Origin of the sequence: Pseudomonas sp. NPDC090208, from assembly GCF_044746785.1 — a bacterium.
Lineage (GTDB): Bacteria > Pseudomonadota > Gammaproteobacteria > Pseudomonadales > Pseudomonadaceae > Aquipseudomonas.
The window spans coordinates 188,510-202,169 of the sequence record NZ_JBIVCU010000013.1 but is presented as its reverse complement, the minus strand read 5'-3'; the positions used below and the strand labels follow the sequence as shown (position 1 = coordinate 202,169).

General features: G+C 59.8%; 7 protein-coding genes. 2 read left to right on the top strand and 5 right to left on the bottom strand.

What is annotated here, in order from left to right:
• Positions 1–183: 183 nt before the first annotated feature.
• Positions 184–990: an AraC family transcriptional regulator gene (locus ACIPL0_RS21560; protein ID WP_400596510.1), complete on the top strand. Its 807-nt coding sequence runs from the start codon at positions 184–186 to the stop codon at positions 988–990.
• 57 nt (positions 991–1,047) lie between these two features.
• Here the strand turns inward: ACIPL0_RS21560 and ACIPL0_RS21555 are convergent, their stop codons facing one another.
• The 5 genes from ACIPL0_RS21555 to ACIPL0_RS21535 all read right to left on the bottom strand — a co-directional run bounded on the left by ACIPL0_RS21555 (position 1,048) and on the right by ACIPL0_RS21535 (position 10,789).
• Positions 1,048–2,919, bottom strand: coding sequence for a hypothetical protein (locus ACIPL0_RS21555; RefSeq protein WP_400596508.1), 1,872 nt, complete (start codon positions 2,917–2,919; stop codon positions 1,048–1,050).
• Between the two features lie 394 nt (positions 2,920–3,313).
• Positions 3,314–5,221 (bottom strand): hypothetical protein, encoded by a 1,908-nt coding sequence (locus ACIPL0_RS21550; RefSeq protein ID WP_400596507.1) that lies wholly within the window; start codon positions 5,219–5,221, stop codon positions 3,314–3,316.
• Positions 5,222–5,288: 67 nt separating this feature from the next.
• Entirely contained in the window at positions 5,289–6,812 is a 1,524-nt protein-coding gene (locus tag ACIPL0_RS21545; protein WP_400596506.1) for a hypothetical protein, read from the bottom strand.
• 39 nt (positions 6,813–6,851) lie between these two features.
• Positions 6,852–8,744, bottom strand: coding sequence for a hypothetical protein (locus ACIPL0_RS21540; protein WP_400731604.1), 1,893 nt, complete (start codon positions 8,742–8,744; stop codon positions 6,852–6,854).
• Between the two features lie 89 nt (positions 8,745–8,833).
• Positions 8,834–10,789, bottom strand: a complete 1,956-nt coding sequence (locus ACIPL0_RS21535; RefSeq protein ID WP_400596504.1) for a hypothetical protein — start codon at positions 10,787–10,789, stop codon at positions 8,834–8,836.
• Between the two features lie 446 nt (positions 10,790–11,235).
• On the opposite strand from ACIPL0_RS21535, the gene ACIPL0_RS21530 reads away from it, so the two are divergent.
• Positions 11,236–13,590: an autotransporter outer membrane beta-barrel domain-containing protein gene (locus tag ACIPL0_RS21530; protein ID WP_400596503.1), complete on the top strand. Its 2,355-nt coding sequence runs from the start codon at positions 11,236–11,238 to the stop codon at positions 13,588–13,590.
• Positions 13,591–13,660 lie beyond the last annotated feature (70 nt).

Sequence of the window (13,660 nt, the reverse complement as noted above, 5' to 3'; positions counted from 1 at the left end):
AATCAAAAATTGTGGGCGCCAAAGATGGGTGCCACGACAAAACCCTGTGGGAGGGATCCGAGGTTACGAGGGTCGCGAAAGCAATCTGTCTGACACACCGCGATCGCGGGCAAGCGCGCTCCTAAGGGGCAGGTCAGTCCTCAGCTCAGGTATACTGCCCGCTTCACGACATAGGGCGCCGTCATGCCGGTCAACGGACATTCCTCTGCACGCAACCCCGACACGCAACGGCTGATCCCCAGCCTGACCGACTTGCCGCGCCCGCTGTATGCGCGCGCCGAGAGCCTTACGGCCGGGTCGTGGACGCCGACCCATCGGCATGACTGGGTGCAGTTTTCCTACGCTATCAGCGGCGTTCTGGGCGTGCACACCGCTCAGGGCAGTTTCTTCGCGCCGCCGCAGTGGGGCGTGTGGATTCCCGCCGGGCTCGACCATGAAGTGGTCACCTCGACCCGCGCCGAGATGCGCAGCCTGTACGTGCGTACGGCGGATTCACAGTGGGCGCCGGACCGCTGCCGGGTGCTGGAAGTCACGCCACTGGCCCGCGAGTTGATCAAGACGTTCTGTCTGTTGCCCGCCGATTATCCACAGGCCGACGGTCCGGAAGCGCGATTGGTGCAGGTATTGCTCGATCAGCTGGCAAGCCTGCCGGAAGTGGCGTTTTCCTTGCCGCTGCCAAGGCATGCGCGCCTGCTCGGGCTGTGCAACGAACTGATCGAAGCGCCGGACAGCTCGATCACCCTCGGCGATTGGGCGACTCGCCTGAGCATGTCGGAAAAGACCCTGATGCGCCTGTTTCAGCGCGAAACCGGCCTGAGCTTTCGCGGCTGGCGGCAACGGGCACGGCTGCTGGCTGCACTCAATGCGCTGGAAGAAGGCGACAGTGTCACCAGTACCGCGCTGGCCTGCGGCTACGATTCCACCTCGGCGTTCATCGCAGCCTTCAAGGGCCTGTTCGGTTTTACCCCGGGGGAATTATTTCGCGGCTGAACCGGATTCTGCACCCAGACCCGGATGCAGAACCCTGTTTCACGGAAGCCCGATGGCTCAGCGCTCCATCAGAAAGTTGTCCCAGCGACTCCAGTCCCGATCACCGGTGATGCGCAGGTAACTTGCGGGCTGCGCAGGATTGTTGAAGTCCAGGTGGTAGTTGGACTGATCACCGGGAATGGCAATGGTTTCAACCACATCCTTGTTGCCATCCAGCACGTCGACCAAGGTGCTGCCCATGCCGCCATGCACGTCGCACTGCACCCGCGTAAATGCGCCGTGCAGATCCACCTCCATGACCTGAACGCCGGGGTAGCACATGTGCAGCACCGGCAGTTCCAGCGAGCCCGGTTCGGCAGGCAGTTGGTCATTGTCGGGGAAACCGGCATAGCCCAGCCCCGAGATGAAGTTGAGGCCCAGTTTGCCGGTGTCGATGGACTCGCCCGCCTGGATCAGGTTGGGTGCCTGACCGGTAAAGTCTTCGGAAATCGGGCCGTCGCTGCGAATGATGTTGTAGGTGGCCTCATCCGAGCCGGGGAAGGTCAGGCCCCACGACAAGCGCTGGATACGGTAATGCAGCTTCAACTGGCCGCCGATGAGCAGAGTCAGCTGCTTGTGGCTCACTTCAAACACCTGCTCGGCAGCCTCTTCTCCGGCCAGCACGACATGCTCGACCAGCAGGTGCGAGGCGGGAGGCGACAACGGCAGGCCCGTGCCGACCAGGCTGATGCGGTCGCCCTCTTTCTTGCCGGTGTAAACCGGCACGGTGATGCGCAGCGGATCAGCAATTTGCCCAAGGTCTATCTCATTGCCAGTAGCACCCTGTACCACAGGCGCGGCCAGCCCCGGCCACTGTCCGCTCAGAAGGGCCGAGGCTTGAGCCCTGATGGAATTCTGACCGCCCGAACGTCGGATGTAGCTGGCATGCGCTCTGCCCCTGCTGAAGCGCTGCAGTTCAGCGTTGGGAATCGCAAAGGTTGTCACGGGGTCGGCGGCGGGGTCGATGACGGTATGGACGAGTATCTGCACGGCCTCGGAGCGTGCGAATCCACCCATCCAGGTCAGCGTGTAGATATCGCCTACTTGAGGTGAGTAGGCGCGAGGGATGGAGACATGGGCGTCGGCCCCTCCCAGCGCGTCGAGATCCAGCATCAGGGTGTCCGGATCGACCTCCTTGATCACGGGGGAGGGCAAAGCGCCTGAAGTGAATACCTCCACCATGGTCGTCGGAGAAACCCGCGAGTAATTATCGACCTTGTCGTGAATCGAATAACTGACAGGCACTTTGGGGTTCAGCGGCTCATCGCCGCCAAAGAAAAGCGTCACGGTCTGAGCAATCCCTGGCTGGGTGACCGAAATGTTTTCTTTGGGTATGCCATCCCACCACACCGTCAAGAAATCGCCCTCCGCCATATTTTCCCAAGGCGCGACCGTGACCTTAATGGTTCGGGTAGTTGCCGGATTGAAACGGGCAGGCTCCACGCTCGGCGGTTGCAGATTGTCGTTGAAGCCTGTCTCGGGATTGGGTGCCTGGCCGCCAGGGACGCTCCTTTTGACGGGAATCGTGCGCGTTGGCGAGGGCTGCGGACCTTTACCGCTGTGATCGTCGACGGTGTAGTACACCTCGCCGGACGGCTCCTGAATCTGATCGGGCAACACACTGAAACTCAGCCAGCCGGTGTCCAGGGTGGTGGTATCGACGTTGTAGCTTTGTTGCTCCACACCGTCCCAATACAACGTGACGGTGTCGCCCATACTGATGACATCGGGCAATGCCGCGATCAGGGTAACGGGTACAGCGGGATCAGAGAGCTGTTGATGACCCAGGCCTCGCCTTGGGTTGTTCTGGATGTCATGGAGCCCGGTAAAAACTAGCGCATTAAGTACTCGTTTATCCTGGGCGTTGTAAGAAATATCCTTAGTGTTCATGGTTATGTCCGTTCTTGATTAAATGGGTTTTGTTTTGGCAATAGATCGCCAAGACGGCGGAACGCATCGGCCGGTTATCGGGAGGATGAAAAAGATGAATGGAACAGCCGTGCCTTGTTATCCGATCACTGTCGAATCATTCGTCAAGAGGATGGGTTAATAGGAAGTGGGTAGGTGGCGTCAAGCGAAATGTTGCCATTTGTCATGAAAGACACAGTCGACTGAAGTCGGAAGACAGGAGTGTTCGTCAATAAGAAGTGTTATTGAGTGTGCGTTTTTGATCAGCGGCTTATTAATTAATGTGATGGGGCATTCAATATCGGTCGATAGCGTGTTTAATGATTAAACAGCATCGCTCTGCATCATTTTTCGATGCAGAGCGATGTTGCAGGTATCACTTTTCCATCACGAAATTGTCCCAACGGGTCCAGTCCTTGTCTGCAACGATGCGCAGGTAACGAATGACCGCCGTGGCGCTGCTGTGGCTAAAGGCGTAATTCACCTGGTCGGGCACATTGATGGTGGCGATGACCGTCTTGCTGCTGTCCAGTACTTCGACTTTTGTGGCGCCGTTGCTGCCATGTATGTCGCAGCTGACCTTTTTGAACTCGCGTTTGAGGTCGACTTCCAGAGTCTGCGTGCCGGGGTTGAGTGTCGGGTTCTGGAAGCAAGCATGCAGCACCGGCAAATTCAGCGTGCCGGGGGATTCCGGCAGCTTGTCGTTGTCGGGGAAGCCTGCATTGCCTGCACCAGAAACAAAACGGATAACCAGATTCTCGGTGTCGATGCTGGCACCGGCCTGGATCAAACCCGGGCCCTGCCCGGTGAAATCGTCTTCGACGATTTCCGTTTCGATGATGCTGAATGTGGCCGGTAGTGAAAATTTCGATTGCGTTACGGTCTGCGAGGCGGTCGACTGGTTATAGGTGACCTGATAACAGAGCCGCCACTGGCCGTTGATCAACGGGACCAGTTGAGCGCGGCTCACTTCGAAGACCAGTGATTCGAGTTCTTCACCCTCTGTCACCTTGTGATCCGCCAGATAATGAGCTGCTGGCGGGTCCACTGGATTGCCTATGCCGAACAGTCGAATGTAATCCGTTAAACCTTTACCGGGATAAGCCGGCACGGTGACTTGTAGCACTGGATCGCTGACGGTCCCCAGGTCAATGACATCGGCTACCGCCTGTCGCACAGTGGGCGAAGGTAGGCCGGGCCACTTGCCGCTCAGCACGACGCAGGTGTTTTTCGATGGGTAATTCAGGGTGCCGCTAAGTTTTGTGTAGTAGACATTGGCCTTGCCTCCGCTAAACCGTTGTAGGTCAGCATTGGGAATCGCGACTCGCATCACGGGATCCAGAGCGCTATCGGTGACTGTATGGTTGAACACCACGGGGGTAGCGTTTTGGTTGTAGTACCCGCCGAGCCAGGTCAGGGTAAATATGTCGCCTGTTCTGACGGTGCGGTCGTTGGGTATGGCGACGTGAGCATCGGCGCCGTCCAGTGCTTCCAGATCCAGCATCAGCGTTTGCGGATCGGTCTCCTCCACGACAGGCGGTATGATGTCAGAGCTTCGCTTGAGCTCACCCCACGCTGTTTGCGAAAACCTGGAGTAGTTGCCCACCTCGTCGCGAATCTCATAGGTCACCGGCAATCTCGCGTCCGCGATTCTGTCGGGTCGCAAGAAAATGGACAGGCTTTGAACACCGGTGTCCGGATTAGTGACGTTGCCAGAGGCTGCTGGAGAGCCATTCAGCAGCACCACCCAACTGTCGCCAATCTCGATGTTGCGCCAGTTGGGTACGGTTACCTCAAGGTTTTCTCTCTTGTCCAGATCGACGGGGACGGGGGTCAGACTGGGCGGTGGCAGCCCAATGTTCGTGGGCGAGTCCGGCTCGAGGATGGGGCCACCCGGAATGCTCTTCTTGACATTCACCGTGCGCAACGGCGACCGCTGCGGTCCGCTACCGGAATGATCATCCACCGTGTAATACACGGTCCCCAAGGGTTCTTCGATCTGATCGGGCAGCACGCTGAAACTCAACTGTCCGGTGTCGACGACCAACTGACTGACGTTGAAGGTTTGCTGCACCTTATCGTCCCAGTACAGCGTGACTGTGTCGTCCAGGCCAATGTCGGTCGACAGGCTCGCGATCATCGCGACCGGCCTTTGTGGGTCTGACAGCTGCTCGACTCCAAGCCCTGGCCTTGGGTTACGGTCGGTGTCGTCAAAAACGGTAAACACAATCGGATTGAGCGCCCGTGCGCTCCGGGCATTGCGGGAAAGATCTTCGGTTGTCATGTTCGTGTCCTTTCGTTGAAGTTCCGGCAAACCGCCCGCCGTCCGGCGGCGGGGCGGTTGGTGCTACCTAGTTTGTTTCCACCGTGCCGGTCAGCGTGACTCTGGTGTAAGCGGTCGAACCACCCGAAGGGATCTCGACGCCGTCGGCGCCTTCCACTGTGGTGATGGTGACGATCTTGCCGACCTGTGGTGTGGTTCTGATCGAGTAGGTCTTGACCGGGAAGGGCACGCGGTTGATGCCGTCGAGGGAAACCTCAACCAACAGAGAGAGTTCCGATCCGTCGTTGAGGGTTTTCAGCCTGGCAAGGTCCAGGGTGGTGGCCTGCGCGCCGTTACCGACGATTGCTCCGCCATTCCAGAAAGTGGCGCCGTAGGGCGGGTCGGATGTGACAGTCAGCCAGATTTTTTCGCCTGAGATGATGCCCGGCCAGGCCGCAACGGTGACGTTGGCGTCGGCGGTCAGCTTGCTGATGTCGAGCACGTCAGCTACCGCTTCGGTGATAACCGGTTTCGGGTAATCGAGCGCCACGTTTTTGATGGTGTAGGTCGCCACAGGGAAGGGCGTACGGGTGGTGCCGTCCAGAGACACTTCAACCAGCAGCAAAAGTTCCGATCCGTCCTTGAGGACTTTCAGTTTGGCGGCGTCCAAAAAGGTGACCTGCGAGCCGAAACCGTCAACTATCCCGTCATTCCAGGAAGTGGCGCCGTAGGCCGGGTCGGATGTGACGGTCAGCCAGATCTTTTGGCCTGGCGCGATGCCCGGCCAGCTGGCAACGAGGAGGCTGGCAGTGTTGCTCAGCTTGACGACGTCCAACACGTTTCCAGATGCTTCTTTGATCTCCGGTTTCGGGTACACGGGCGCCACGTTTTTGATGATGAAGTTCGCCTCAGGGAAGGGCACACGGGTGGTGCCGTCCAGAGAGACTTCAACCAGCAGGTAAAGCGTTGATCCGTCTTCGAGGGTTTTCAGCTTGGCAAGGTCCAGGGTGGTGGCCTGCGCGCCGGTGCCGACAATGGCCTCGCCATCCCAGGCGGTGGCGCCGTAGGCCGGGTTGGATGTGACAGTCAGCCAGATCTTCTGGCCAGCGGCGATGCCCGGCCAGGCAGCAACGGTGACGTTGGCATCGGCGGTCAGGGCCGCGATATCCAGTACACCGCCTGACGCCTGGGTAATCTCGGGGGCGGGATATACCGGTTCGAGGTACTTGTCCACGACCAGTTTGAGAATCTCCGATGGCACGCCGTCGGGGTTGGCATCGTCGACCACCGAATACAGCACATCGATGGTCTTTTCGGTGGCGGCCATCACCAGTGCCCTGGGCACAGCCACTTTTTTCGGCTTGTTGTCGGCGGCCACTGGCGCGATGGAGGTATCGCCGTTCCAGGAAAAGATCAGCACGTCATTGCTGGGCATGTCGGCGTAGTCGACGATGATTTCCACCGTGTCGACATTGTCAGGTGTCGGGTGCAATACGCCGTCGGTTTCGACCGGGGTGACGGTCGGCGCCAGGTAAGCGGCATTGGGGCTGCCTGAGCGCGCAGCGGCGCGGAGCACGGCTTTTTGTTTGTCTGTGGCGGTCTTGGGGATCATGGTCATATTCCTTTATCGAGATTCCATGGTGGGCGCGGGTCAGGGGGTCATCACGAAGTTGTCCCAGCGCGTCCAGTCTTTGTCGCCGATGATGCGCAAGCGGTGGATCGGGCGAGCGCGGGTGCTGTTGCAGACGAAGGGGTAGTGGGTCTGGTCGGGAATGACGAAGCCGTCGATCACTGTCTGGCTGCTGTCCAGCCAGGCGATCTCGGTTTTGCCGTTGCTGCCGTGCACGTGACATTGCACGCTGACGTAACCGTCCTGCAGGTCGATTTCCAGGGTCTGGGTGCCGGGGTTGAGCACCGGATTCTGAAAACACACGTGCAGCACGGGCAAGGCTAGCGGGCCGGGGTCGGACGGCAGGCTGTCGTTCTCGGGAAAGCCGGCATTGCCTGCGCCGGAGACGAAGTGAATGGTGATCTTGCCGGTGTCGATCGACTGGTTCGCCTGAATGATCTGCGATGCCATACCGGTGAAGTCTTCAATCTTGGTGAAGGCGCCGATCACGGCGTAATTGATCGTTTTCGAATCGGCCGGCCGTGCGCTGTCCACGTACACCACCTGATATTGCAAGGCCAGCGCTCCGTCGATCAGCGGCTCCAACAGCAGGGTGTCCACGGCAAATACGTGCTCGCGAGCCTCTTCGCCGGCGGTGACGATGTGACTGGCCTTGTAGTGCGAGGGTGGCCCGCTTGCCGGTTCCCCGCTCCAGATCAGGTTGATCCGGTCGCCGGCCTTCTTGCCGGGATACGCCGCAATGACGACATGCACATCCGGGGTGGTGATCTGGCCCAGATCGATGACCCGGCCGTTGGCCTCTTCCACACCGGGCGCAGCAAGCTCCAGCGGCATGCCGGTGAGGGTGATGCTGGTCCGTTTCGACGGCAGGTCGGTACTGCCGCGACGGCGCACGTAACTGGCCGACGCTGCGCCGCCGACGATCAATTGCAGGTGGGCGTTGGGGATTCTGAAGGTCACCACCGGGTCTCTGTCGGCATCACTCACCACCTGGGTCTGATCGGGCAGCGGGATGTCGGCCGCGCCGGTGCGGCCGGTCCACTTCAGGATCAACTCGTCACCCACTTGCACGTCGCCATACGGAGCGACATCGACATTGGCGTCGCCGCTGCCCAACGCTTGCAGATCCAGTATCAGCGTGACCGGGTCGGCCTCCCTGACTCGGGGCGCGACCAGCCTGGAGCCGATATCAACGGCAGCGAAGGCCGACAGGGAAACCAGCGAATAGTTATCGACGATGTCGCGAATTTCATAGGTGACCGGCAGCCTCTCATTGCTGCCGGCCTGCTCCAGAACCTCCCTGGGGATGGGGACGATCTGCGGGCCGCCGATGATGTCGAGTTTCGGCTGATCGACGCGAATGCCGTCCCACAGCACGGTCAGCTCATCGCCCAGTTCCATGTTTTCCCATTCGGGGACGGTCACGGTGACGTTGGTATCGGCGGCGTTGATCACCGGCGGGATGATGGTCGCCGGGGCCAGCTTCTCGTTGATCGGCGTGCTGATGTCCGGGTCCAGGCCGCCCGGTGGCAGGCGGTTGACGGTGACGGTGCGCACGTCAGAAGTTTCGATGTCGCCGGAGAAGGGGTCGGCGACGGTGTAGTACGCCCTTCCGGAGGGATCCTTGATCACGGCTGGGGACACACTGAAGCTCAGCCAGCGCCGGTCGACCGAGCCTTGATCGACTTCATACTTTTGTCGCTCGATGTCATCCCAGTAGAACACCACCAGATCGCCCTCGCGTACCGTTGCAGGCAGCGCTGCGATCAGCCCCACAGGGACCGTGGTGTCAAACAGCTGCTTGTAGCCCAACCCCGGTCGCGGGTTGTTCGGGGAGTCGTCGAAGCCGGTGAAAACGAGCGGATTGAGTGCCCGTCCGCCTTTCGGGTTTTTCGGCAGGTCCTTGATGTTCATGGCCGCTCCAGTGCGCGGAAGTCCGCAAGTCGTCTTGATGAGCGGACCCGGCTGACAGGCCGGGCGCGCGGTTCAGTGACGGGTGGGTGCTAGACGGGGCAACTGCCTCCAGCGACGTTGAGGGCGAAGTAGACGTACTTGGGCGGCGCTAGCGTCCAGCCCAGATCATTGCGGATCATGTAACCCACATAGGCGCCGTTGCGGCAGATCAGCCGCAGGAACTGATAGGTCAGCGACACTTCGTAATAGCCCTGATCCAGCATGGCCTGGGTGATCGGAATGTTATTGCCTTCCCGTTCGGTCCCCGGGATGAGTTCGGTGCCGGGTGGCGCGGGGTACAGTGTTGTATTCACCACCCCATGGAACTGGTAACTGATGGCGGGGCCTCGGCTGAGCTCGATATTGCTGACGTCCAACAGCGGGATGCGGAACGTGGTGCCGTCCAGGCCAGCCGCCCTTTGAATGGCGTCATACTCCAGATACCCCGGGATTTGCGTGGCCTCCGGAAAAAACGCGAGCTCCAGCGTTCCACTGCCCGGTAGCTCATCGACGGAACTGACCTTGACCTCCTGGGTCGGGGCCAGGATTTTCACCTCGATATCGCCTCCGGCACTGTTCAGTGTGCGCGTGATCGTGAAGAACATTCGAACTGTGCCGACGCCGACAGCCTTGATCACGGTGTCGAAGGGCAGGTTGATTCTCAGGTCCGCACCTTCATTGGCTGCCGTGATCGTCACGGCCGGGATGGTGGGCGAGGCCAGGGTGCCATAGGTCAATTGCACCACGTCGTCGACCTGCCAGATAGGGCTGTCCTTTTTACTGAGTCGTTTCAGGGTAACCGTTGCGTCCTTGCCATAGTCCAGAGGGATGATCGTGTTGGGGTCGCTGATGCCGCAGGTCAGCGTTGCCGGAAAGACATTTTCATGTTCCGGCGTTTCGGGGTCGGGATCCGGGTCCGGGCCGCCAGGCATGTCGAGATTGACGTCCACCAGCGTGTCGGGCGACACCCGATTGGCGCCCCCGCGAACCAACGTGTAGTTGACGACGATGTCGGTGCCATTGCCCACCAACGCCACCGTCGCATAAGGCACCACCAGCGTCACGATCGGGTCGGCTGCGGCTTCTTCCGCGCTGATCGAATAAGGCCCCAAAGCCTGGCCACCCCAGCTGACTTTCAGCACGTCACCGGCTTTTGCACTGTTGTAGGCGGGAATTTCCACATTCACGCCCTTGGCCGCATCCGGATAGGTCACCAGACCGTCGGCATCGGCGGGCACCACGGGCGCAGGCAGGGCAGCAGGTACTTCGAGAAAGACATCGATCTGCACCGGTTCGGATTTGGTGCTGACGTTACCTGCCCAGTCGGTCACCTGATAGCCAAAAAAGCGCACACCGTCTGGCAGGCTTACCAGGTCGGCTCTGCTGATGGTGACGGTGGTCGGCATCGCCGGGTTGGTCACTGTGAAGGTTGGTGTCAGAAAGGCGCCAGTGGTGGCGCTGCTGCCCATCCACAGTTGCAGCACATCGTCCGCAGCGCCATCCAGATAGTTGGAGATATGCGCTGTCAGCACATCACCCACCAGATCATCTTCGGTGATGCCGGAAAGCTGATCGGCCGTGAAGGTGATAGGCGGAGGGTTGTCGCCGCCGGGCGCGAGCCGATCGAAGCGGGCGGTTACGGGCATGCCGGCTGGCTGGCCGTCTCCGGAAAAAATGTCGAATATCCAGTAGTCGACGTTGACTACAGTGTCCGTACCCGCAGCCGGGAAGTCTGCCATTTTGAAAGTCAGATCAAATTCGGTCGCGTTGTCAAAGTCTGCATCTGCCAGGGTTAACGGCTCACCCTTCTTTTCCCCGTTAACGAGCAGTTGGATGGCTTGTTCGGGGTACATTTCAGCTGATTTGGGTACTTTTACTTCAATGTCGCTGGTCAGATCGGCAATCTTGAAGGTGAGCCGGGTCGCGTCCAGTTTGGGTATTTTAAGTTGAGCCAGTGCTCCGGGTGTCACAGGCTTTCTCGCACGAAGAGGTTGCATGGTGGTCATGATCGAATCCCTTTTATCCAGTTCCATTAGCCTGCGTTTATGCCAGGTAATAACGCGACTTCACCCGTCCTTGAGCGGACTGGCGATCAATGCCTGTGAGCAGGAAAGTGTCGTACGGGAAGGACATTCCCGCTGAGTTGACGGGCCTATTGTAGGGTCGCTCAGCGAATACCGTCACCTGTCAGAATTGACAGTTGACGGGTGAAGTTTGATTTTTTCGACCTCGTAAATGAATGATTTGGCGCAATATGTTTTTTCGCGATAATTGTTATTCGGAATCAATATGAAGGATGTTGAATAAAGAGAATGGCTCACGTTGACAGTGAATGAGTTGATACTTAAATGAAGTGATCAGAGCGGTTGGTTATATCAGGTGTTAACGATATTTCAGTTGCTGATTTATCGTCTTTGGAGTGGTTTGAAAGTTGAACAGGGAGGTTGGTTATATGAGCCAGTGTGCTCGGTTTTGCCATCGCCGCGAGTGGGTTGCGGTCGCCATGATCATGACGTTGAGTGAGTGTGCCTGGGGGGCGGTGGTGCCCCCGGGAGGCTCGGCCGTCGTCAATCCCGGCGATGTTCCCGAAACCTGGCAACTGACGGGAGCCACCCTGACCGTCAACCCGGGAGGGCAGACGCTGGGCATTTCGACGTTTGCCGGCTCGACCGTCACACTGAATTCGGCAGCGGTTTCCGAAACGACCAATGACGCTGTCAGCGTGCTCAGCAGCACAGCGACCATCAGTGGTTCGACCCTCACGTCCAGCAGCGGCACCGGCCTGTCTGCTGCTCGCGATACAAGTTCTGCGCTGGCAGGCTCCACGGTCGCTGTCACGGGCAGCACGATTTCCGGTCTGAGTCGCGGGGTCAGCGTATCGGCTGGCAGTACGGTGACGTTGAGCAATTCACAAGTCACTGGCACCGGGACGGGGGTTGGCGACGGCCTCGGCATTTCGCTGATTGGCGGCGAAGCCATTGTGCAGGGCAGCCAGGTGACCGGCAGCACCCGTGGCATCGGTCTGTTTTCCTCCGCCACAACCGGCCAGGCGCCGCATCTGCTGCTGGACGCTTCGACCCTGACCTCGGGGGCCGGCAGCGCCATTTTGGTGAGTAATCAGGGTGGCCCGGCGATGACGGCAACCATTGAGGTCAATAACGGTTCATCGCTGTCGGCCGCCAACGGCACCTTGCTGGAGGTCGGGGATGCGACCTCGCCCGCCGGTTCCACCAACGCGGTGTTCACGGTGAACGCCAGCACCCTGACCGGTAATGTGCAGGTGCTGCCGGGCGCCACTGCCGATGTGTCGTTGCTGGGCAGCTCGGCGCTGACCGGCAACCTCAGCAATGTCACCAACCTGTCTCTGGACAACAGCCGCCTGACCGGCGATGTGACCAGTGATGCCAGCCCCGGTACCGCGATCACGCTGAACAATGGCGCGCGGCTGGCCGGTACGGTCAGCAATGGCCAGAGCATGGCGGTGGGCAGCGGCTCGACCTTCGACATGGTCAACGACTCCAGCGTCGGTGCGCTGACCCTCAATGGCGGTACGGTCAATCTGCGTGGCGGCAACGGCGCCTTCCGCACGCTGACGGCATCGAGCCTGGCAGGCGCAGGCACGTTCGCCATCGGCACCGACCTGGCCGGGCACTTGAGCGACCTGGTGAACATCACCGGCCAGGCCAGTGGCAATCATGTGCTGTGGGTGCAGAACAGCGGTGCCGAGCCGGTGGAAGAAAATCACTCGCAGTTGGTGGTGCACACCGGCGGTGGCGATGCGGCGTTCGCGGTCGAAAGCGGGCAAGTGAGCCTGGGGACGTTCAATTACGATCTGCAGCAGCAAGGCACCGACTGGTTCCTGAGTCAGGCTATCGGGGGGGATGGCGGCCCGATCATCTCGCCGGGAGCTCAGGCGGTGATCGGCGTGTTCAGTGCCGCACCCACGGTGTGGTACGGCGAGCTGAGCACCTTGCGCAGCCGCATGGGCGAGTTGCGCAACGGCCATGAGCAGGGCGGTTTCTGGGCGCGGACCTACGGCAACAAATACAACGTATCGGCGGCCGATCAGGTCAACTACAGCCAGACCCAACAGGGCGTGTCATTCGGTGTCGATACGCCGATTGCCAGTCGCTACGGTCAATGGTTGGTGGGCGTCATGGGCGGCTACAGCAATTCTGCGCTGAACCTGCGCGAAGGGGCCAATGGCCGGGTCAACAGCTACTACCTGGGCGCGTACAGCACCTGGCTGCTCAATGACGGTTACTACGTGGACGCGCTGTTCAAGGTCAACCGCTTCCAGAACCGCGCCGACGTGCGCCTGGACGATGGCAGCAAGGCCAAGGGCGATTACGACAACTACGGCGTCGGTGGTTCGGTGGAGGCCGGGCGGCGTTTCGATCTGGCCGATGGCTGGTTTGTCGAGCCCTTCGTACAGGGCTCGGCGTTGTGGGTCAACGGCGAAAACTATGACCTGAACAATGGCCTGCAAGCGCGCAGCAACAAGGCCGACTCGTTTCTTGGAAAAATCGGTACCCATGCCGGGCGCACCATAGCCTTGCAGTCGGGCGGCTTCATACAACCTTATGTGAAGGTGGCGCTGGCCCATGAATTTGCCAGCAGCAACGAAGTGAAGGTCAACAGCACGACGTTCAATGACGACTTGTCCGGCAGTCGCGGTGAGCTGGGTGCAGGTGTCGTGGCCCAGATAAACCAAGCGCTGCAGCTGCACGCCGATGTGGACTACAGCAATGGCAGGAACATCGAGCAGCCTTGGGGGGTGAATCTTGGCCTGCGTTATGCGTGGTAGAAGCTGTCAGTCGTCTCGGAGAAAGCTGACGCTGTGTTGGTGATTGTTTCTATTTGATTGAGGGAATTTT